We start from the raw sequence: 20,238 nt of genomic DNA on the forward strand, positions 1-20,238 counted from the left end.
CACACGCGATGCGGCCGAAGCGCTACGCGGCCGAGGTGCTACGCGGCCGAGGTGCTGCTGGTGGAGGAAGAACCCGAGGACGACGACTTCGCGTCGGAGGACGACGAGGACGAGGACGACGTCGAGGACTTCGCGTCCGAGGAGGACGAGGAGGACTTCGACGTCGCCGGGCTGCTGCTCGACGACGAGCCCCGGCTGTCGTTCCGGTAGAAACCGGAGCCCTTGAAGACGATGCCGACCGCCGAGAACACCTTCTTGAGGCGGCCGTTGCAGCTGGGGCACTCGGTCAGGGCGTCGTCGGTGAACTTCTGCACCGCTTCGAGGCCCTCACCGCATTCGGTGCACTGGTACTGGTACGTCGGCACTGGTCTTCCTCCTGGCACTCTCACTCGATGAGTGCTAACGACGGTCCATAGTGACCTATTCCCCGGGGATCAGTCCACTGTCACCGGCACTCGGTGACCGACGACACGCGCGACGGTCCGGCTGCGGGGGCTGCCCGCCAGCCGCGTACGCAGGGCGAACAGGGTCGCCAGGGCCAGTGCCGTACCGGCCGCGGGCACCAGGAATCCGGCGCCGGTCCACAGCCGGTCCTCCAGCTGACCGGCGGCCGTGACGGCGGCCGCCTGGCCGAGCGCGACCGCGCCGGTCAGCCAGGTGAAGGCCTCCGTACGGGCGCCGGACGGGACCAGGGAGTCGACCAGCGTGTAGCCGGTGATCAGGGCGGGGGCGATGCACATCCCGACCAGGAGGCCGAGCGCCGCGAGGACGAGCACGGAGTCCGCGGTCCACAGGGCGGATGCGGCCAGCGCGAGAGCCGTGTAGCCGATGACCAGACGCCGCTGCGGGGCCGCCTTCCAGGCGATCGCGCCGCAGACGATGCCGGAGAGCATGTTGCCGGCGGCGAACACGCCGTACAGGACACCGTTCAGGCCGGGCTCGCCGATCGACTCGGAGAAGGCGGCGAGGGAGACCTGCATGCCGCCGAAGACGGAGCCGATGCCCAGGAAGGTGACGATCAGGACACGCACTCCGGGGACGGACAGGGCGGAAACCCGCTCCACGCGCGCGTGGGCCACGGGAACGACACGGGGCTGGGTGCCGCGCTGCGCGGCGAACAGCAGGCCGCCGATCAGGGTGAGCGCGGCCTCGGTGAGCAGGCCGGCGGCCGGGTGCACGGCGGTGCACAGCGCGGTCGCGAGCAGCGGGCCGAGGACGAAGGTCAGCTCGTCGGTGACGGACTCGAAGGCGGCCGCGGTGCTCATCAGGGGCGAGTCCTGGAGCTTGACGCCCCAGCGGGCGCGCACCATGGGGCCGATCTGCGGCACCGAGGCCCCGGTGGGCACGGCGGCGGCGAAGAGCGCCCACAGGGGGGCGTCCATCAGGGCCAGCGCCGTCAGGGAGAGGCCGGCCGCGCCGTGGACGAGGATGCCGGGGATCAGGACGGCCCGCTGGCCGTGCCGGTCGGCGAGACGGCCGCTCCAGGGGGCGAACAGGGCCATGGAGACGCCGGTCGCGGCGGCCACGGCGCCGGCCGCGCCGTACGAGCCGGTGGTGTGCTGGACGAGCAGCACGATGGAGAGCGTCAGCATCGCGAACGGCTGGCGGGCCGCGAAGCCGGGCAGGAGGAACGTCCACGCGCCACGGGTGCGCAGCAGCTGCCCGTAGCCCGGACGGGACGCCTTGGAGGTGTTCGAGGTGTTCGAGGAGACCGTGGATGCCACGGCCGTGCCTTTCCGCCGCCTGGTAGCGCGCCTGTGCGGGGGCGCCGAGAGCTGTCCTCTTGCGCCACTGCGGTAGATGCCGGGCCCACGAGAGGGGGCGTGACGGCCGCCATACGGTCGCGCCAGCTCTGCGTCAGACAGAGTTGGTCCGATCAAGTGCGCCTTCATCGTACAGGGGGACGGGGAGGGTCGCCTGTGAAAGTGAGCACCATGGGCGGCCGCACCCCGCGATCCTGAGGGTGTGAACGATGCGAAACTTGCCCGTAACGACGGAACCCGCCCCCGCCCCTCAGTGACGGAACCCGCCCCCGCCCCTCAGTGACGGGACCCGCCCCCGTCCTCAGCGCCGGGACCCCCCGTTGCCGGTCCCCAGCCAGTCGGCCAGCTTGCCGCCCTGGCCGACGGCCCTGAGCCGGCGCTCCGCCTGGTCCCGGACGGGGTCGGTGGCGACGACGAGGAGTTCGTCGCCGCGGCGCAGGACCGTGGTGGGCAGGGGGACGAAGGACGTGCCGTCGCGGACGACGAGGGTGACGGCGGCGCCCGCGGGGAGTCGCAGTTCGTTGACCTCGACGCCGTGCATACGGGACTTCTCGGGGATGGCGACGGACAGCAGGTGGCCGCGCAGCCGCTCCAGGGGCGCCGATTCGATGCCGAGGTCGGCGGCCTCGTCGCCGGAGCCGCCGAGGCGCAGCTTGCGGGCCAGCCAGGGCAGCGTCGGCCCCTGGACGAGGGTGTAGACGACGACCAGCACGAAGACGATGTTGAAGATCCGGCGGCTGCCGTCGATCCCGCTCACCATGGGGATCGTCGCCAGGATGATGGGCACCGCGCCGCGCAGTCCGGCCCACGACAGCAGCGTCTGCTCCCGCCACGGCACCCGGAGCGGCGTCAGCGCGACGACGACGCTCAGCGGTCGGGCCACCATGGTCAGCACCAGGCCCATGACGAGCGCGGGCCAGATGTCGTCGCCCATCTCGTGCGGGGTGACGAGCAGGCCGAGCAGGACGAACATGCCGATCTGGGCGATCCAGCCGACGCCCTCGGCGAATCCGCGCGTGGCCGGCCAGTGCGGCAGCTTGGAGTTGCCGAGGACCACGGAGGCCAGGTAGACGGCGAGGAAGCCGCTGCCGTGGGCGAGGGCGCCGACGGCGTACGCGGCGACGGCGATGGCCATGACGGCGATCGGGTAGAGGCCGGAGGCGGGCAGCGCCACGTGCCTGAGGCACCAGGAGCCCAGCCAGCCCATGGCGAGTCCGACGGCCGCGCCGATCGCCAGCTCCAGCGCTATCTCGCCGACGAGGACGTACCAGTGTTCGATCGGCCCGGCCATGGAGAGCGAGACGACGAGGATGACGACCGGGGCATCGTTGAAGCCCGACTCGGCCTCCAGGGTGCCCGTCACGCGCGCGGGGAGGGGGATCTTGCGCAGCACGGAGAAGACGGCCGCCGCGTCCGTGGAGGACACCACCGCGCCGATGATGAGCGCCTGCCGCCACTCCAGCCCGATCAGATAGTGCGCGCCCGCGGCCGTGACGCCGACGCTCACCGCGACTCCGACCAGCGCCAGTGAAGTGGCGGCCGGCAGGGCCGGCCTGATCTCCTTCCACTTGGTGCCGAGGCCGCCCTCCGCAAGGATCACGACGAGGGCCGCGTAGCCGATGACCCGAGTCAGTTCGGCGTTGTCGAAGTGGATCCCGCCGATGCCGTCCTGGCCCATCGCGATGCCGATGCCCAGATACACGAGCAGGCTGGGGAGCCCGCTGCGCGACGAGATCCGGACCGCGGCGACCGCGACGAGAAGGACGAGCGAGCAGACGAGCAGGAGCTGGTTGAGATCGTGGACAGTCAGCGGGCCGTACCTTTCTTGCCGAACCGCACGTGGTTCCGAGTGTGGGGTGCCGAGCACTGGATGCGGGCACGCGCGCGCGAGGGCATGCGAAGCCGATCACGGAAACCGTGCGATTGCGGTTACGTCAGTGCGAGTACTTCGTTACCTTACCTAACTCTTGACGATTTCTTGACGCTTGCGCAGGCAAGATCGAACAGTCGTCCGCGCCAGTTCCCGACTCCGCGTCAAGTCGTGTCGGGCCCTGCGCCTATGGTTGCTCCAGCGTTCAGTACAAAGCACAGCCCGACCTGCCGCTCGTGTTAGGACAGCAAGGACAGCGATGCCCACCGACACCACCCCCTCCGGCCAGCAGTCCGGCAAGTCCGGCAGGAAGAAGGGACGCAAAGTCCGTCTTTTCCTGATCGTCCTGGTCCTGGCCATCATCGGTGGCGTCGGCTACGGGGCGTTCTGGTCCGTCTCCACCGTGCGCGCCTCCTTCCCGCAGACCAAGGGTTCGATAACCCTGGACGGTCTGGCGGGACCGGTCGACGTCAAACGCGACGGCCACGGGATCCCGCAGATCTACGCCTCCTCCGACGAGGACCTGTTCATGGCGCAGGGCTACGTCCAGGCACAGGACCGGTTCTACGAGATGGACGTGCGCCGCCACATGACGGCCGGCCGCCTCTCGGAGATGTTCGGCGAGGGCCAGGTCGACAACGACGAGTTCCTGCGCACCCTCGGCTGGCACCGGATCGCCGAGGAGGAGTACGAGAAGACGCTCTCCGCCGAGACGAAGAAGTACCTCGACGCGTACGCCAAGGGGGTCAACGCCTACCTGGCCGGCAAGGACGGCGACGAGATCTCCGTCGAGTACGCGGCCCTCGGCTTCGCAGGCGACTACAAGCCCGAGGCCTGGACCCCCGTCGACTCGGTTGCCTGGCTGAAGGCGATGGCGTGGGACCTGCGCGGCAACATGCAGGACGAGATCGACCGCGCCCTGATGACCAGCCGCCTCGGCCCCAAGCAGATCGCCGACCTGTACCCGCAGTACCCCTACGGCCGCAACGGGACGATCGTGCAGGAGGGTCAGTACGACGAGCTGACCGAGACCTGGTCGGACGGGTCGGGGTCGACGCAGAGCGCCGACGGCTCCACACAGGGCACCGGGGGCACCGGGACGGGTACGGGGACCGCCGGCACGTCCACCGACTCCGGAGCCCTCCAGACCCAGCTGGACGGCCTCTACAACGTCCTGGAGGACCTGCCCGAGGCCGTCGGCGTGAACGGCAACGGCATCGGCTCCAACTCCTGGGTCGTCTCCGGCGACCACACCATCACCGGCAAGCCGCTGCTCGCCAACGACCCGCACCTGTCGGCGGCGCTGCCGTCGGTCTGGTACCAGATGGGCCTGCACTGCAAGGCCGTCTCCGCGAAGTGCCAGTACGACGTCTCCGGCTACACCTTCTCCGGCATGCCCGGCGTGGTCATCGGCCACAACGCCGACATCGCCTGGGGCATGACCAACTCCGGCGTCGACGTCACCGACCTCTACCTGGAGAAGCTCACCGGCGACGGCTACCAGTACGGCTCCAAGGTCCTGCCCTTCGACACCCGCGAGGAGACCATCGAGGTCGCCGGCGGCACGTCCAAGAGGATCGTCGTCCGGACGACCAACAACGGCCCCCTGCTCTCCGACCGCAACGACGAACTCGTCCAGGTCGGCAAGAAGGCCACGGTCGACCAGGACGCCCCGGACCGGGGCGACGGCTACGGCATCGCCCTGCGCTGGACCGCGCTCGACCCCGGCACCTCCATGGACGCCGTCTTCGCCATGAACAAGGCCAAGGACTGGGACGGCTTCCGCGAGGCCGCCGCCCTGTTCGACGTCCCCTCGCAGAACCTGATCTACGCCGACACCGAGGGCCACATCGGCTACCAGCTGCCCGGCAAGATCCCCACCCGCGGCGAGGGCGACGGCTCGCTGCCCGCCCCGGGCTGGGACCCCCGCTACCGCTGGACCGGCTACATCGACCAGGACGAACTGCCCTACGAGTACGACCCCGAGCGCGGCTACATCGTCACCGCCAACCAGGCCGTCGTCGACAAGAAGTACCCGTACACGCTCACCTCGGACTGGGGCTACGGCACGCGCGCGCAGCGGATCACCAGCCTGATCGAGTCCAAGATCAAGGGTGGCGGCAAGATCTCCACCGACGACATGCGGCAGATGCAGATGGACAACAGCAGCGAGATCGCCAAGCTGCTCGTGCCGCTGCTGCTCAAGATCGACGTCGGCGACCAGCACGTCCGCGAGGCGCAGAAGCTCCTGGAGGGCTGGGACTACACCCAGGACGCCGACTCGGCGGCCGCCGCGTACTTCAACTCGGTCTGGCGCAACATCCTCAAGCTCGCCTTCGGTGACAAGCTGCCCAAGGAGCTGCGCGTCGAGGGACAGTGCCTGTCGGTCGAGCCGGTCGACTCCACGGGCCCCGCCGACGAGGACCAGAAGGTGCGCGAGTGCGGCAGGCGCGACGCGGACCAGGCGCAGCCGGACGGCGGCGACCGCTGGTTCGAGGTGGTCCGCCGGCTCGTCGACGACCAGGACAACGCCTGGTGGTCCACGCCGAAGACCCGCAACCTGAAGGCCGCCGACACCCGTGACGAGCTGTTCCAGCGGGCCATGCGGGACGCCCGTTGGGAGCTGACCGCCAAGCTCGGCAAGGACATCGACAGCTGGAGCTGGGGCCGGCTGCACCGTCTGTTCCTGAAGAACCAGACCCTCGGCACCGAGGGCCCCGGTTTCCTCCAGTACATGCTCAACCGCGGCCCCTGGAAGCTGGGCGGCGGCGAGGCCACGGTCAACGCCACCGGCTGGAACGCGGCGGGCGGCTACGAGGTCGTCTGGGTGCCCTCGATGCGCATGGTGGTGAACCTCGGGGACCTCGACAAGTCCAAGTGGATCAACCTCACCGGCGCCTCCGGGCACGCGTACAACGCGCACTACACCGACCAGACCGAGAAGTGGGTCAAGGGCGAGCTGCTCACCTGGTCGTTCTCGGACAAGGCGGTCGACGGCAGCACCAGTGACACGCTCTTGCTGAAGCCGTAGTCCCTCAGCCCGCCACGGTTCCCCGCGCTCCTTCGGGACGCGGGGAACCGTCATGTCAGGCGCCGTACCCCCGAGGGCGTCACCACCGCGTGCACCGGGCGGTCGTGTTCCTCCTCCGGCACCCGGTCGACCACCTCCGTGTCGTACAGCAGGACCACGAGCGCCGGGTCGGCGCCCGCGCGGTCCAGACGGGCCAGGACGCGGTCGTAGGAGCCGCCGCCCCGTCCGAGACGCATCCCGCGCGCGTCGACCGCGAGGCCCGGGAGCAGGACGACGTCGGCGGTGGTCACCGCGTTGGGGCCGAGCCGCTCACCGGCGGGTTCGAGGAGTTCCATGCGGCCGCCGTGCCGTACGCGCGCGAGAGAGGCCTCTCCCTCGTAGACGCCCCAGTCGAGGTCGTTGTCGGGCAGCAGCACCGGGAGCAGGACGCGCACGCCCCGCGCGCGGAGCGCGTCGAGGAGCGCGAGAGTGCCCGGCTCACTCCCCACCGAGACGTACGCCGCGACCGTGCGCGCGTGCGCCAGTTCGGGCAGACCGAGCGCCCGGCCCGCAAGGGCGCCCGTCGTTTCCCGGACGTCATCCGGTGTCAACCCGCTCCTCATCAGGAGGAGCTCTCGTCGCAACATTCGCTTGGAAAGCTCCGGTTCAGGTCCCATCCGGTCCACAGGTAGCTCCAGTATTCTTCGTAATCGGCTCATATGAGAACGAATTCATCGGAGCCACAGATTCCGTACAAAGGCGCCGGATATGGTTCCGCCCATGAGTGAGGCGAACCCCAGGATCAGCAAGGCTGTCATTCCCGCCGCGGGTCTGGGAACCCGGTTCCTGCCGGCCACCAAGGCGACTCCCAAGGAGATGCTGCCGGTGGTCGACAAGCCGGCGATCCAGTACGTGGTGGAGGAGGCCGCGTCGGCCGGTCTCGACGACGTCCTGATGATCACCGGCCGGAACAAGCGCCCCCTTGAGGACCACTTCGACCGCAACTACGAACTGGAGTCGGCCCTCCAGAAGAAGGGCGACGCCCACCGGCTCGCCAAGGTCCAGGAGTCCAGCGACCTCGCGACCATGCACTACGTCCGCCAGGGCGACCCCAAAGGCCTCGGTCACGCGGTGCTGTGCGCCGCCCCGCACGTGGGCGACGAACCCTTCGCGGTCCTCCTCGGCGACGACCTGATCGACCCCCGCGACCCGCTCCTGCAGCGCATGGTCGAGGTCCAGGAACAGAACGGCGGCAGCGTCATCGCCCTCATGGAGGTCGCGCCGGAGCAGATCCACCTCTACGGCTGCGCGGCCGTCGACGCCACCGAGGACGGCGACGTCGTCAAGGTCACGGGCATGGTCGAGAAGCCGGACCCGGCCGACGCCCCGTCGAACTACGCGGTCATCGGCCGCTACGTCCTCGCCCCGCAGATCTTCGACGTCCTGCGCCGGACCGAGCCGGGCCGCGGCGGCGAGATCCAGCTCACCGACGCCCTCCAGCAGCTCGCCGCGGACGAGAAGGTCGGCGGCCCCGTGCACGGCGTCGTCTTCAAGGGCCGGCGCTATGACACCGGAGACCGTGGCGACTACCTGCGTGCCATTGTCAGACTCGCGTGCGAACGTGAAGACCTGGGCCCGGACTTCCGGACCTGGCTTCGCAGTTACGTAGCCGAGGAGATGTAGCCACATTGAGCACCGCCGCGACCCGCACCACCGGCCGGGACCACCTCTGGTCGGTGACCGAGCACCTGGAGGACATCCTCGCCACCGTCCACCCCCTGGAGCCCATCGAACTGCAACTCCTCGACGCCCAGGGCTGCGTCCTGGTCGAGGACGTCACGGTGCCGGTGTCACTGCCGCCGTTCGACAACAGCTCCATGGACGGGTACGCGGTGCGGGTCGCGGACGTCGCGGGCGCGAGCGAGGAGTTCCCCGCCGTGCTCACGGTGATCGGCGACGTCGCGGCGGGCCAGAGCGAACAGCCGCAGGTGGGCCCCGGCGAGGCCGCCCGCATCATGACCGGCGCCCCCCTGCCGCCCGGCGCGGAGGCGGTCGTCCCGGTGGAGTGGACCGACGGCGGCCTCGGCGAGGGACCCGTCTCCGGGATGCGCGCCCGCAGCGCGAGCCCCGAGGGCGCCACCGGCCAGGTCGCCGTGCACCGCGCCGCCGAGGCACGCGCGCACGTGCGCGCGGAGGGCAGCGACGTCAGGGCCGGCGAACGCGCCCTGGCGGCCGGCACCATCCTCGGCCCGCCCCAGCTCGGCCTGCTCGCCGCCATCGGCCGCGCCTCGGTACGCGTACGCCCGCGCCCGCGAGTGGTGGTGCTCTCCACCGGCAGTGAACTGATCCCGCCGGGCGACACCCTGGCCGCCGGCCAGATCTACGACTCCAACAGCTTCGCCCTCACCGCCGCCGCCCGGGACGCGGGTGCCATCGCCTACCGCGTCGGGGCCGTCGCCGACGACGCCGAGACCCTCCGCTCCACCATCGAGGACCAGCTCGTCCGCGCCGACCTGGTGGTCACCACCGGCGGGGTCAGCGTGGGCGCGTACGACGTCGTCAAGGAAGCCCTGGAGTCCGTCGGCGACGAGGACGAGGAAGGCGCCGGCATCGACTTCCGCAAGCTCGCCATGCAGCCCGGCAAGCCCCAGGGCTTCGGCACCATCGGCCCCGACCACACCCCGCTCCTCGCGCTCCCCGGCAACCCGGTGTCGTCGTACGTCTCCTTCGAACTCTTCGTCCGGCCCGCCATCCGCACCCTGATGGGCCTCGACGACGTCCACCGTCCGACGACCACGGCGACCCTGCGGGCCCCCAAGGCGCTGACCTCGCCCGCGGCCCGTCGGCAGTACCTCCGCGGCACGTACGCCGACGGCGAGGTCACCCCCGTGGGAGGTGCCGGATCGCACCTCGTCGCCGCCCTCGCGCACGCGGACGCGCTCATCGTGATCCCCGAGGACACCGAGTCGGTCGAGCCCGGTACGGAGGTGGAGGTCGTCCTGCTCGGCTGAACCGTCGAGGGTGGCGTACCGTGTCGCGCACAACAGGCCGCGCGCCGCACCGCGACGGGCCCCGACCGGGAGCGCCACACCACCATGAGTACGCCGCAGGACCGACTGACCCACATCGACGAGGCGGGCGCCGCTCGCATGGTCGACGTCTCCGGGAAGGACGTGACCGCGCGCACCGCCCGCGCCAGCGGCCGGGTCCTGGTCTCCCCGAAGGTGGTCGAACTGCTGCGCGGCGAGGGGGTGCCCAAGGGCGACGCCCTCGCCACCGCGCGCATCGCCGGGATCATGGGCGCCAAACGCACCCCCGACCTGATCCCGCTCTGCCACCCGCTCGCGGTCTCGGGCGTCAAGGTCGACCTGGCGGTCGCGGACGACGCCGTCGAGATCCTCGCGACCGTGAAGACCACCGACCGCACGGGCGTAGAGATGGAAGCCCTCACGGCGGTCTCCGTCGCCGCGCTCACCGTGATCGACATGGTGAAGGCGGTCGACAAGGGCGCGGTCATCACGGACGTCCGCGTCGAGGAGAAGACGGGCGGCAAGTCGGGCGACTGGAGCCGGGCATGACGGCCCCGGCGGAACCACCGCTCGGGGGCGCCCTCACCGCGCCGTACGCCGCCCTGGTCGTGACCGCCTCCAACCGCGCCGCCGCCGGAATCTACGAGGACCGGGGCGGGCCCCTGATCGCCGAGGGACTCAGGGGGTTCGGCTTCGCCGTCGACGGCCCCCAGGTCGTGCCCGACGGCGACCCCGTGGAGGCCGCGCTGAGGGCGGGCGTCGACGCCGGGTACGACGTGATCGTGACGACCGGCGGAACCGGCATCTCGCCCACCGACCGCACCCCGGAGGCCACCCGCGCGGTCCTCGACCACGAGGTCCCCGGCATCCCCGAGGCGATCAGGGCGTACGGTCGGCAGAAGGTGCCCACGGCCGTGCTCTCCCGGGGCCTCGCCGGAGTCGCGCGCGGCACCCTGATCGTCAACCTGCCGGGCTCGACCGGCGGCGTACGGGACGGCCTGGCCGTCCTGGAACCCCTGCTGACCCACGCCGTCGACCAGATCCGCGGCGGGGACCACCAGAGGCCGGCCCCCGGCGGCTCACCGGCCGAGGAGGACCCCTCCAGACCCCGTGGGGGTGCGAGCTGAACAGCCCATCCTGGCCCGTGGCGCTGGTGGACGGCGAGGTCGTCCTCCGGCCCATAAGGATGCGCGACCAGCGGGCCTGGCGCGAGGTCAACCGGCGCAACCGGGACTGGCTGCGGCCCTGGGAGGCGACCATTCCGCCCCCCACGCCCAGCGGCCCCATCGCGCACCGCCCGACGTACCGTCAGATGGTCCGCCATCTGCGGGCGGAGGCGAACGCGGGCCGGATGCTGCCGTTCGTGATCGAGTACCAGGGGCGACTGGTCGGGCAGTTGACGGTCGCCGGGATCACCTGGGGCTCCATGTGCTCCGGCCACGTCGGCTACTGGGTGGACGAGTCGGTGGCCGGCCGGGGTGTGATGCCGACAGCGGTCGCGCTCGTCGTCGACCACTGCTTCCGGACCGTCGGACTGCACCGCATCGAGGTCTGTATTCGCCCCGAGAATCGGCCCAGCCGACGGGTCGTGGAGAAACTCGGATTCCGCGAGGAAGGCCTTCGTCCACGATATCTTCACATCGACGGCGCCTGGCGCGACCATCTCGTCTTCGCGCTCACCGCCGAAGAGGTGCCCGAGGGGCTGCTCGGTCGCTGGCAGCGGGAACGGGCGCGGAACGCGCGGAACGCGGGTTCCGACGCCGGCAAGCCCGGCCAGCCGCAATAAATGAAATACGTGTTCGAAGAAAATTGCACGGACGGCGACCGGGTGAACGATCGGTTGAACGAGTCGGTACGTTCTCGGCATGTTCTCAGCACGTTAATTTCGCGCTCTCGGTGGCCTGCTGATCGGATCGGTCACAAAAAAAGCTCGAAATATCAGCCAGATCGTGCGACACACCGGCTCAATTGGCGGATGGCCTCACGCAAACCCCTCTACCGTGTGAGTCGTGAGCAGCAGCGGCCTCATCTACGCAGTCATCGTCGGGGCCTGGGCCGCCTACTTGGTGCCGATGTGGCTCCGTAGGCAGGACGAGCTGAACGAAGCCCGTCCGACGGAACGCTTCAGCACCGCCATCCGGCTGCTTTCCGGCCGGGCGGGGATGGAGCGCCGATACGCCAAGGACCTGCGGGCGCGCTCCACCGAAGAGGGGGAGCCCAGCGCCGAACCGGACGGCGTCACCGACTCGGTGGACGTCCGGGCCTTCGCCGTGCCCCCGCACCGGGAGCACACGAAGGCACAACTGCCGGTGGAACGGGGTGAGTCACCGCAGCAGGGCCAGCAGCAGGGCCAGCAGCTGCGGCAGCCGGGGAAACCGGCGACGCAGGCCCCCGCACCGGCGCAGGCGAAGCCGGTGCCCCAGCAGAGCGGCGCGCCGGCGGCCAAGCAGGGGACCCCCAAGCAGGGGGCGGCCCAAGTGCCCGCTCCCGCGCGGACGAAGCGGCCGGGCAAGCAGACGGCGGGCGCACGCAGGGACGACACGGCGGAGGCCAAGGCGCGGGCCCAGCGCTCGAAGGTGCTCGCGCGCCGACGGCGTACGACCGTGATGCTCTTCCTCGCCTTCACGCTCGGCGCGGTCGTCGCGGCGGTCGGCGGACTCGCCTTCCTGTGGGCGCCGGCCGTACCGGCGGTGCTCCTGAGCACCTACATCGCGCACCTGCGCCGCCAGGAGCGGAAGCGGTTCGCGTACACCATGGACCGGCGGCAGGCCGAGGCGGCGGCGCAGCGACTGCGGGAGCGGCAGCCCCAGCGGCGGCGCCCCGCGCCGGACCCGGTGGACACCGACGAGCCGGAGGACGGACCCGAGAGCGAGGAGACCAGGGCCGACCTGACCGCGCTCGCGGCCGACCGCCGGGCCCTCGTCGAGCAGACCGACCACGCCGAGTGGGTCGACCAGCAGCGTGAGCGTCAGCGGCGGCCCGGCCAGGGCGACAGCTGGGACCCCGTCCCGGTGCCGCTCCCGACGTACGTCACCGCGCCGGTCGCGCCCCGGGCCACGTCCGGGGTCGACCTCGGCGCCCCGGACGCGTGGAGTTCCGCGCGCTCCAGCGCCGCCGACCCGCACGGCTCGTCGGGCACCCCCGCGAACTCCCCGAGCGCCTCCGGGCGCGCGTCGGAGGGGGAGTGCGGCGGCGAGGAGGACGCGGACGACGCCGGCCCGGGGGAAGCGGCCGACGCACCCGACGGCGCCCGTTCCGACGCCCGCCGGGCCGCGTCCGCGCGCCGCTCCCGGGAGCGGGGGCGTACGCCGCTCTTCGACCAGTACGAGGACGGCGACCGGCCGCGCGCGGCCAACGAGTGACCCTCGCCCTCCGGCTCCGCCCGCCCCGCTGACCAGCCACGAGCCGCCCGCGAGCCGCCCGCGAGCCGTCCGGGCGCCGGCCGCGGGCCGCTCTCCGGCCGCCCGGGAACGGATTTCCAAGCACCGCGATGGGGATGCTAGAGTTTCACTCGTTGCAAGGGCCTGTGGCGCAGTCCGGTAGCGCACCTCGTTCGCATCGAGGGGGCCAGGGGTTCAAATCCCCTCAGGTCCACGCATCACAGAGGCTCGTTCCCCGTCAGGGGAGCGGGCCTCTGGTCGTTTTCAGGGCCAAGTGGTGGGCCAGAGGGGTGGGTTGAAGCCCAGGCCTCCGTCAGCCCGGTGTTCGGGTCCGTGTTCGCGTCGGCCGTGTTCGCGTCGGCCGTGATCGCGTCGGCCGTGATCGCGTCGAAGTAGGGCCAGCCGTCCAGCTCGATCGTTCGGATGGTGGGGTGGAGGGCCAGGTTCGGGGCGGCGGCGTCCAGGAGGCGGCGGACCGTGCCGGGCTCGTGCAGGTTGAGGTAGGTGTGGTCCGACAGGCGGACCAGGGCGCCGGAGTCGAAGTAGCAGTTCGAGACCGCGCGGTTCTCCGCCGGGCTGAAGAGCAGGACCAGACGGCGTCCCCGGGGGCCGTCGGGGTAGAGCGACAGCTTCAGGTGACAGTGGTCGTAGGCGACTCGGGAGCGTTGACGGACGGTCCAGTGCCAGGTGGTGTCGCCCACGACGAGACGGCGCAGGCGGGTGTTCTTCTTCACAGGCACACCGTAGGGGCCCGACACCCCGGTGGGCACCGGGGTTTACCGGCCCGGCGTCAGGGGTGGAGCGGCTTCGCGAAGCACAGGCTCAGTTCGTGGAAACGGTAGTAGCCGAACTTCGCGCAGGGCTCGTAGCCGCTGGAGGTGTACAAGGCCACGGCCTCGGGCTGCTTGGAGCCGGTTTCCAGGACCATGCGGGTGCGGCCGCCGGCCCGGGCGTCGGACTCCAGTTCACCGAGTATGCGGCGGGCCAGCCCCAGACCCCGGGCGCCGGGGGTGACGTACATCCGCTTGATCTCGGCGTCCCCGTCCTGGTACCCCTCGTCATTGGTGTCCTGGCTGCGCCAGCCGCCCGTGGCCAGGGGGCTTCCGTGCTGGTCGTAGGCGATCAGGTACAGCCCGGCCGGCGGGACGAAGTGGGCCGGGTCCATGGGGGTGGCGTCGCCGTCGTCGCCGTAGCGGACGCTGTACTCGGCCTGGACCTCGTCGTTCAGCTTGACGGCGTCGGGGTGGTCGAAGGGGACCCGGCGGATAATCATGTCAAGCATCGTACATCTATGCATGCGCATGCTCCAGGGTGCTCCGCAGCGCGACGGGTATCGTGCCCGGGTGCTGACTGTGACCTCTGTGAATGTGAACGGGCTGCGGGCCGCCGCGAAGAAGGGCTTCGTGGAGTGGCTCGCCGGGACCTCGGCGGACGTGCTGTGTCTGCAGGAGGTGCGGGCCGAGCCGGAACAGCTCCCCGCCGGGGTGCGGCAGCCCGAGGGGTGGCACGTCGTGCACGCGCCGGCCGCCGCCAAGGGGCGCGCGGGGGTCTCGCTCTACAGCCGCCGTGAGCCCGACCGGGTCCGGATCGGCTTCGGATCGGCCGAGTTCGACGGCAGCGGGCGGTACGTCGAGGTCGATCTGCCCGGTGTCACCGTGGCCAGCCTCTACCTTCCCTCCGGCGAGGTCGGGACCGAGCGGCAGGACGAGAAGGTCCGGTTCATGGACGAGTTCCTCGCCTATCTGAAGGAGCTGCGCGAGCGTGCCGCCGCCGACGGGCGCGAGGTGGTGGTCTGCGGCGACTGGAACATCGCCCACCAGCCCGCCGACCTCAAGAACTGGCGGGGGAACCAGAAGAACTCCGGGTTCCTGCCCGAGGAGCGGGCGTGGCTGGGGCGGGTCCTCGACGAGGCCGACGGGGGCTATGTCGACGTCGTGCGGGCGCTGCATCCCGATGTCGAGGGGCCGTACTCGTGGTGGTCGTACCGGGGGCGGGCCTTCGAGCGGGATACGGGTTGGAGGATCGACCTTGCCGTTGCGACCCCGGGGCTTGCGAGCAAGGCAGTGAAGGCGTTCGTGGAGCGGGCCGCGAGCCATGACGAGCGGTGGTCGGACCATGCTCCGGTGACGGTCGTCTTCGGCATGTGACACGGAGCGTGGGGGCGGGCCGGCATGGGCACGCCCCCACGCGCGTCGCAGGGCGGATCAGAGACGCGTCCTGACCGTGAAGGTCAGCGGGAGGTGTCGGGTCCGGCCGGCCGCTCGGGCCCGCCGCCCGACCGTCCCTTGGCGACGGTGACGCGAACTGCGTCGCTCAGGAGTCGCTCGCGTGTCACCTCGCCGTCCACGGCGAACGCCTCGGGACAGCGGCTGACGGTGTACTCAGCGAGCCGGCTGGCACGCATGGCTGCGGGCGCGGGACACGTCGTGCCGCGAGCACTGGCGCGGCAGACGTAGTCGCCGTAGTCGTAGGCCTTCCGTGTGGCGAAGTACATGCGGCCACCACACCCGGCACAGTGTGCGGCCCCGATGGGCAGCGAAGTCTCCCGGCGTTTGGCGCGAGTACCGTTCGAGCGGGCGTTGAGGACATCCTGGAGGGCCTGGAACTCCTCTTCGGTGAGCACCGGAGGGGCGATCGGCACGGGTGCGCCGTTGGTGTCACGGACCGTCTGGCCTTTGTGCGCCCGGTGGCCCATCAGTGCCGGGGTGCGGAGGCTCGGCGCGTAGTTGGATGCAGGCGCGCTGCCTGTCCGGCGAGGTGGTCACTCTGGTCGGGTTGCTGAGACGCACGGCTCCAAGAGCTCGTGTCGCACAGTCGCCGGGGCCTTTTCGATCTCACTCTCGGATGTTGAACTCGTATCCTTGTGCGGTTAGGGGAAAGTGCCCCTGATGGGGTGCATATGTCTACGAGATGATGCCTTGGAAGGTGGGCGCATTCATGGCCCGCAGCCTCCTACGGCTGCTCCCGCAGGCGCCGGTCCAGTGCCAGGGAGAGTTCCGCTTCCGCCACGCTCTTCGCCAGTGGCCGTAGGCGGGCGAGGTCTTCGGGGGTCCGGCCCGGCTGGGCGAGGACGAGGTCGGTGAAGAGGACGGCGAGGGCCTCCGCGTGTTCGCGGACGCGGCGGCCGGCGCAGAGGACGTCGGCGAGGGGGACGCCCTCGCGGACCAGCGCGGCCGAGACGTCGAGGAGGCGGCGGCTGATGTGGACGATCTCGCCGCCGTCGATGCCGAGATAGCCGAGGTCGAGAGCGGCGGCGAGGTTCTCCGGGGTGGCCTGGTCGCCGAAGTGGTCGGCGAGTTCCTCGGGAGTGAGGCGGACCGGCACCTCCTCGGTGGGTGCGCCGAGGCCGAGCAGGTCGCCCACGTCGCGGCCCTCGTCGAAGGCCTCGGCCAGCTCCGCTATGCCGCTCAGGGTGTGGCCGCGTTCCAGCAGGGCCGCGATCGTGCGCAGCCGGGCCAGGTGCGTGTCGTCGTACCAGGCGATGCGGCCCTCGCGGCGGGGCGGTGGGATCAGTTTCCGCTCCCGGTAGAAGCGCAGGGTGCGTACGGTGATGCCGGCCGCCTCGGCCAGCTCCTCCATGCGGTACTCGTGCCGCTCGCCGTCTTCTGCCACCCGCGCAGCCTATGTCGTACCGCTGGTAACTCCAGAGTGCGCGACCCCTACCCATCGGTACGGTCCTGCCCTACGCTCCCACTGCGCCAGTGATTACTGGCGCGGACGTGCAGGTGCGAACGCGGTGTGCGCACGCGATGAGGCGTGGAGGTACCGGATGGGCGAGCACAGGGGCGGGAACGGGCCGCATGTGCGGGTGGCGGTGGTCGGGTCCGGGTTCGGCGGGCTGGGGGCGGCCGTACGGCTGCGGCGCGAGGGGATCACCGACTTCGTCGTCCTGGAGCGGGCGGGGTCGGTCGGCGGCACCTGGCGGGACAACGACTATCCCGGATGCGCGTGTGACGTGCCGTCGCACCTCTACTCGTTCTCGTTCGCGCCCCACTTCGAGTGGCCGCGCGCCTTCTCCGGGCAGGAGCACATCCGGGCCTATCTGGAGCATGTGGCGGACGCCTTCGGGCTGCGGCCGCACCTCCGCTTCGACTCCGAGGTGACGCGGATGGCCTGGGACACGGAGCGGCTGTGCTGGGACATCGAGACCAGCGGCGGGTCGTACTCCGCCGACTTCGTCGTCTCCGCCACCGGGCCGCTCTCCGACCCGAAGGTGCCGACCGAGGCCGAACTGCCGGGGCTCGGCTCCTTCCCCGGCAAGGTCTTCCACTCCGCCCGCTGGGACCACGGCTACGACCTGCGCGGCAAGCGGGTCGCGATGATCGGTACGGGCGCCTCCGCGATCCAGATCGTGCCGGCGATCCAGCCCGAGGTCGGCCGGCTGACCCTCTTCCAGCGGACCCCGCCCTGGGTGCTGCCCCGCGTCGACCGGAGCATCGGCGGGGCCGAGCGGTGGCTGCACAAGCAGCTACCGTTCACCGCGCGGGCCCGGCGCGGACTGCTGTGGGGCGTACGGGAGTTGCAGGTGCAGGCCTTCACCAAGCGGCCGAACCAGCTGGGCCTGGTGGAGCGGTTGGCGAAGCGGCACATGACCCGGGCGGTCGGGGACCCGGAGCTGCGGGCCCGGCTCACCCCGGACTACCGCATCGGCTGCAAGCGCATCCTGCTGTCCAACACCTACTATCCGGCGCTCACGCGACCGAACGTCGACGTTATCGCCTCGGGGCTGGCCAAGGTCGACGGCTCCACGCTCGTCGCCGCCGACGGGAGTGCCGCCGAGGTCGACGCGATCGTCTTCGGCACCGGGTTCCACGTCACCGACATGCCCATCGCGGACCGGGTGGTGGGCGCCGACGGGCGCACGCTCGCCGAGGCCTGGGCCGACAGCGGCATGCGGTCGCTGCGCGGGGCATCCGCGGCCGGGTTCCCCAACTGGATGACGATCATCGGACCCAACACGGGGCTCGGGAACTCCAGCATGATCCTGATGATCGAGTCCCAGCTCACCTACATGGCCGACTTCCTACGGCAGTTGGACGTGCTGGGCGGTCGGGTGGCCCTCGACGCGCGGCCCGACGCCGTGGACGCCTGGAACCGGAGGGTCCAGCGGCGCATGGAGCGCACGGTGTGGAACACCGGCGGCTGCACCAGCTGGTACCTCGACGCGAGCGGCCGCAACACGACCGTCTGGCCGGGCACGACCACCGAGTTCCGCAGCGCGACCCGGCGGGTCGATCTGAGCGAGTACGAGGTGGTGCGGCCGGCCCCGCAGGGTACGAGGAACGCCGACGGGGCGAAGGACACGGAGAAGGTGGAGGCCGGCGCGTGACCCGACTGACCCATGTGAAGCACGGGCCCTACGCGCCGCCCGTCGCCGTACGGGAGTTGGCGGCCGTGTCCGCCGACGGGGCGCGGCTGCACGTCGAGACGCACGGCCCGCAGGAGGCGCCCACGGTGGTGCTCGTGCACGGCTGGACCTGTTCGACGGCGTACTGGGCGGCGCAGGTCCGGGACCTCGCCGTCGACCACCGGGTCGTCGTCTACGACCAGCGCGGGCACGGCCGCAGTCCCGCGTCCGCCGCGTGCACCGCGGACGGCCTCGCCGACGATCTGGAGGCGGTGCTCGCGGCGACGCTCGCGCCGGGCGAGAAGGCGGTGCTGGCCGGCCACTCCATGGGCGGGATGACCCTGATGGCCGCCGCCGGGCGGCCGGGCTTCCAGGAGCACGCGGCGGCGGTCCTGCTGTGCAGCACGGGCAGTTCGAGGCTGGTCGCCGAGTCGCTGGTCGTGCCGCTGCGGCCGGGGCGTCTGCGGACCTGGCTGACCCGGAAGGTCCTCGGCTCCCGGGCGCCGCTCGGGCCGGTCACGCCCATCGCCCGGCGGATCCTCAAGTACGCCACGATGGGCCCCGGTTCGTCACCGGTGATGGTCGAGGCGTGCGCGCGGATCGTGCACGCGTGCCCGGCCAGGGTGCGGCACGCCTGGTCGCACGTCCTCGACTCGCTCGATCTCGACGACGGCGTACGGCGGTTGACGGTGCCGACGGCCGTCGTCGTGGGCACCGCGGACCGGATGACCCCGCCCGTGCACGCGCGGGCGCTGGCCGCCGCGCTGCCCGACTGCGTGGGCGTGAGCGAGCTGACCGGGGTCGGACACATGACACCGGTGGAGGCACCGGAAGCGGTCACCGCGCGCATACGCGAGCTGGTGGCGATGTACGTACGTGCTGGGCGGGACGAGTTGGAGGAGGCGGGCGCATGAGCAACGGCAGCACCCTGGAGGGGCGGGTCGCGGTCGTCACCGGGGCCGCGCGGGGCGTCGGGGAACTCCTCGCGCGCAAGCTCTCGGTGCGGGGGGTGAAGGTCGCGCTCGTCGGCCTCGAACCGGACGAACTGAAGCGGGTGTCGGAACGGCTGTACGGCGAGAGCCAGTACTGGCACGCCGACGTGACCGACCACGAGGTGATGACGCGGGTCGCCGCCGAGGTGAAGGAGCGGTTCGGGCGGGTCGACATCGTCGTCGCCAACGCGGGCGTCGCCAACAGCGGGCCGTTCGTGGACTCCGACCCCGACTCCTGGCGGCGGGTCATCGAGGTCAACCTCGTCGGATCGGCCGTCACCGGGCGGGCGTTCCTGCCGGCGCTGATCGAGAGCCGGGGGTATCTGCTGCAGATCGCCTCCCTCGCGGCGATCACCCCGGCGCCGATGATGACGGCGTACTGCGCGTCCAAGTCGGGTGTCGAGGCGTACGCGCACTGTCTGCGGGCCGAGGTCGGGCACCAGGGCGTGGGCGTCGGGGTCGGGTATCTGTCCTGGACCGACACGGACATGGTGCGCGGGGCCGACAAGGACGAGGCGCTGCGGGAGTTGCGGGAGCGGCTGCCGTGGCCGGCGGGCAAGACGTATCCGCTGGGGCCGGCCGTGGACCGGCTCGTCGCGGGGATCGAGCGGCGGTCCAGTCATGTGTACGGGCAGTGGTGGCTGCGGGGGATGCAGGGCGTACGCGGGTATCTCCCGGCGCTCATAGGGACGTTCGCGCCCCGCGAGGTGCGACGGATGGAGCCGCGGCTGCGCGGGGTGGCCAAGGGGCTGGTGGGGGCCGGCGGGGCGGCGGACGAGCGGACGCGGGGGGTTGGGGATCCGGGGGCGCGATAGCGGTGCGTCACCGAGCGTAACTGATCGAAATG

Annotated in this window: 19 protein-coding genes and 1 tRNA gene; 12 read left to right on the forward strand and 8 right to left on the reverse strand. The window is 71.3% G+C overall.

Going from position 1 to position 20,238, the window contains the following annotated elements; all coding sequences use genetic code 11:
• Positions 1–38: 38 nt before the first annotated feature.
• The 3 genes from K1J60_RS25620 to K1J60_RS25630 all read right to left on the reverse strand — a co-directional run bounded on the left by K1J60_RS25620 (position 39) and on the right by K1J60_RS25630 (position 3,630).
• Positions 39–365 (reverse strand): FmdB family zinc ribbon protein, encoded by a 327-nt coding sequence (locus K1J60_RS25620; RefSeq protein ID WP_220648229.1) that lies wholly within the window; start codon positions 363–365, stop codon positions 39–41.
• Positions 366–434: 69 nt separating this feature from the next.
• Positions 435–1,724, reverse strand: coding sequence for an MFS transporter (locus K1J60_RS25625; RefSeq protein WP_220648230.1), 1,290 nt, complete (start codon positions 1,722–1,724; stop codon positions 435–437).
• Positions 1,725–2,064: 340 nt separating this feature from the next.
• Positions 2,065–3,630 (reverse strand): potassium/proton antiporter, encoded by a 1,566-nt coding sequence (locus K1J60_RS25630; RefSeq protein ID WP_220648231.1) that lies wholly within the window; start codon positions 3,628–3,630, stop codon positions 2,065–2,067.
• Positions 3,631–3,892: 262 nt separating this feature from the next.
• Between K1J60_RS25630 and K1J60_RS25635 the strand changes: the two genes are divergently transcribed.
• Entirely contained in the window at positions 3,893–6,664 is a 2,772-nt protein-coding gene (locus K1J60_RS25635; protein ID WP_220648232.1) for a penicillin acylase family protein, read from the forward strand.
• A 50-nt stretch (positions 6,665–6,714) separates the two neighbouring features.
• Here the strand turns inward: K1J60_RS25635 and K1J60_RS25640 are convergent, their stop codons facing one another.
• Positions 6,715–7,290 (reverse strand): 5-formyltetrahydrofolate cyclo-ligase, encoded by a 576-nt coding sequence (locus K1J60_RS25640; protein ID WP_220648233.1) that lies wholly within the window; start codon positions 7,288–7,290, stop codon positions 6,715–6,717.
• A 133-nt stretch (positions 7,291–7,423) separates the two neighbouring features.
• On the opposite strand from K1J60_RS25640, the gene galU reads away from it, so the two are divergent.
• The 7 genes from galU to K1J60_RS25675 all read left to right on the forward strand — a co-directional run bounded on the left by galU (position 7,424) and on the right by K1J60_RS25675 (position 13,266).
• Positions 7,424–8,326 (forward strand): UTP--glucose-1-phosphate uridylyltransferase GalU, encoded by a 903-nt coding sequence (gene galU / locus K1J60_RS25645; RefSeq protein ID WP_220648234.1) that lies wholly within the window; start codon positions 7,424–7,426, stop codon positions 8,324–8,326.
• 5 nt (positions 8,327–8,331) lie between these two features.
• Positions 8,332–9,654 (forward strand): molybdotransferase-like divisome protein Glp, encoded by a 1,323-nt coding sequence (gene glp / locus K1J60_RS25650; protein WP_220648235.1) that lies wholly within the window; start codon positions 8,332–8,334, stop codon positions 9,652–9,654.
• Positions 9,655–9,738: 84 nt separating this feature from the next.
• Entirely contained in the window at positions 9,739–10,221 is a 483-nt protein-coding gene (gene moaC, locus K1J60_RS25655; protein WP_220648236.1) for a cyclic pyranopterin monophosphate synthase MoaC, read from the forward strand.
• Positions 10,218–10,799: a MogA/MoaB family molybdenum cofactor biosynthesis protein gene (locus tag K1J60_RS25660; protein WP_220648237.1), complete on the forward strand. Its 582-nt coding sequence runs from the start codon at positions 10,218–10,220 to the stop codon at positions 10,797–10,799. The genes moaC and K1J60_RS25660 overlap by 4 nt, the downstream gene beginning before the upstream one ends.
• 17 nt (positions 10,800–10,816) lie before the next feature.
• Complete coding sequence (locus K1J60_RS25665) at positions 10,817–11,458, forward strand: GNAT family N-acetyltransferase (protein WP_220648238.1); 642 nt, start codon at positions 10,817–10,819, stop codon at positions 11,456–11,458.
• Between the two features lie 223 nt (positions 11,459–11,681).
• Positions 11,682–13,034 carry a divisome protein SepX/GlpR gene (sepX, locus tag K1J60_RS25670; RefSeq protein ID WP_220648239.1) on the forward strand — a complete coding sequence of 451 codons (1,353 nt, stop codon included), beginning with the start codon at positions 11,682–11,684 and terminating at the stop codon, positions 13,032–13,034.
• A gap of 158 nt (positions 13,035–13,192) precedes the next feature.
• Positions 13,193–13,266, forward strand: a tRNA-Ala gene (locus K1J60_RS25675).
• A gap of 4 nt (positions 13,267–13,270) precedes the next feature.
• Here K1J60_RS25675 and K1J60_RS25680 read toward each other — a convergent pair.
• Both K1J60_RS25680 and K1J60_RS25685 read right to left on the reverse strand, forming a co-directional pair.
• Positions 13,271–13,786, reverse strand: coding sequence for a hypothetical protein (locus K1J60_RS25680; RefSeq protein ID WP_220648240.1), 516 nt, complete (start codon positions 13,784–13,786; stop codon positions 13,271–13,273).
• 56 nt (positions 13,787–13,842) lie between these two features.
• On the reverse strand, positions 13,843–14,325 hold the full coding sequence (locus K1J60_RS25685) for a GNAT family N-acetyltransferase (RefSeq protein WP_220648241.1): 483 nt from the start codon (positions 14,323–14,325) through the stop codon (positions 13,843–13,845).
• 28 nt (positions 14,326–14,353) lie between these two features.
• On the opposite strand from K1J60_RS25685, the gene K1J60_RS25690 reads away from it, so the two are divergent.
• Positions 14,354–15,199 carry an exodeoxyribonuclease III gene (locus K1J60_RS25690; RefSeq protein WP_220651698.1) on the forward strand — a complete coding sequence of 282 codons (846 nt, stop codon included), beginning with the start codon at positions 14,354–14,356 and terminating at the stop codon, positions 15,197–15,199.
• Between the two features lie 83 nt (positions 15,200–15,282).
• Here K1J60_RS25690 and K1J60_RS25695 read toward each other — a convergent pair whose 3' ends face one another.
• Complete coding sequence (locus K1J60_RS25695) at positions 15,283–15,693, reverse strand: zinc ribbon domain-containing protein (protein WP_220648242.1); 411 nt, start codon at positions 15,691–15,693, stop codon at positions 15,283–15,285.
• A 311-nt stretch (positions 15,694–16,004) separates the two neighbouring features.
• Complete coding sequence (locus K1J60_RS25700) at positions 16,005–16,664, reverse strand: MerR family transcriptional regulator (protein ID WP_220648243.1); 660 nt, start codon at positions 16,662–16,664, stop codon at positions 16,005–16,007.
• A 157-nt stretch (positions 16,665–16,821) separates the two neighbouring features.
• On the opposite strand from K1J60_RS25700, the gene K1J60_RS25705 reads away from it, so the two are divergent.
• The 3 genes from K1J60_RS25705 to K1J60_RS25715 are packed head-to-tail and all read left to right on the forward strand — an operon-like array spanning position 16,822 to position 20,206.
• Positions 16,822–18,381: a flavin-containing monooxygenase gene (locus K1J60_RS25705; RefSeq protein WP_220648244.1), complete on the forward strand. Its 1,560-nt coding sequence runs from the start codon at positions 16,822–16,824 to the stop codon at positions 18,379–18,381.
• Positions 18,378–19,313, forward strand: coding sequence for an alpha/beta fold hydrolase (locus K1J60_RS25710; protein ID WP_220648245.1), 936 nt, complete (start codon positions 18,378–18,380; stop codon positions 19,311–19,313). The genes K1J60_RS25705 and K1J60_RS25710 overlap by 4 nt, the downstream gene beginning before the upstream one ends.
• The gene (locus tag K1J60_RS25715) at positions 19,310–20,206 is read left to right on the forward strand and encodes an SDR family oxidoreductase (RefSeq protein WP_220648246.1); all 897 of its coding nucleotides are present in this window, start codon (positions 19,310–19,312) and stop codon (positions 20,204–20,206) included. The genes K1J60_RS25710 and K1J60_RS25715 overlap by 4 nt, the downstream gene beginning before the upstream one ends.
• Positions 20,207–20,238 lie beyond the last annotated feature (32 nt).

It is taken from the genome of Streptomyces akebiae (assembly GCF_019599145.1).
GTDB classification, from domain to species: domain Bacteria; phylum Actinomycetota; class Actinomycetes; order Streptomycetales; family Streptomycetaceae; genus Streptomyces; species Streptomyces akebiae.

Excerpts from the sequence above, each read along its gene's own strand:
- K1J60_RS25715 (WP_220648246.1), top strand. The coding sequence starts at position 19,310 with ATGAGCAACGGCAGCACCCTGGAGGGGCGGGTCGCGGTCGTCACCGGG.
- galU (WP_220648234.1), top strand. The coding sequence starts at position 7,424 with ATGAGTGAGGCGAACCCCAGGATCAGCAAGGCTGTCATTCCCGCCGCG.
- K1J60_RS25690 (WP_220651698.1), top strand. The coding sequence starts at position 14,354 with ATGCTCCAGGGTGCTCCGCAGCGCGACGGGTATCGTGCCCGGGTGCTG.
- K1J60_RS25640 (WP_220648233.1), bottom strand. The coding sequence starts at position 7,290 with ATGTTGCGACGAGAGCTCCTCCTGATGAGGAGCGGGTTGACACCGGAT.
- K1J60_RS25660 (WP_220648237.1), top strand. The coding sequence starts at position 10,218 with ATGACGGCCCCGGCGGAACCACCGCTCGGGGGCGCCCTCACCGCGCCG.
- K1J60_RS25705 (WP_220648244.1), top strand. The coding sequence starts at position 16,822 with ATGGGCGAGCACAGGGGCGGGAACGGGCCGCATGTGCGGGTGGCGGTG.
- K1J60_RS25635 (WP_220648232.1), top strand. The coding sequence starts at position 3,893 with ATGCCCACCGACACCACCCCCTCCGGCCAGCAGTCCGGCAAGTCCGGC.
- K1J60_RS25685 (WP_220648241.1), bottom strand. The coding sequence starts at position 14,325 with ATGATTATCCGCCGGGTCCCCTTCGACCACCCCGACGCCGTCAAGCTG.
- moaC (WP_220648236.1), top strand. The coding sequence starts at position 9,739 with ATGAGTACGCCGCAGGACCGACTGACCCACATCGACGAGGCGGGCGCC.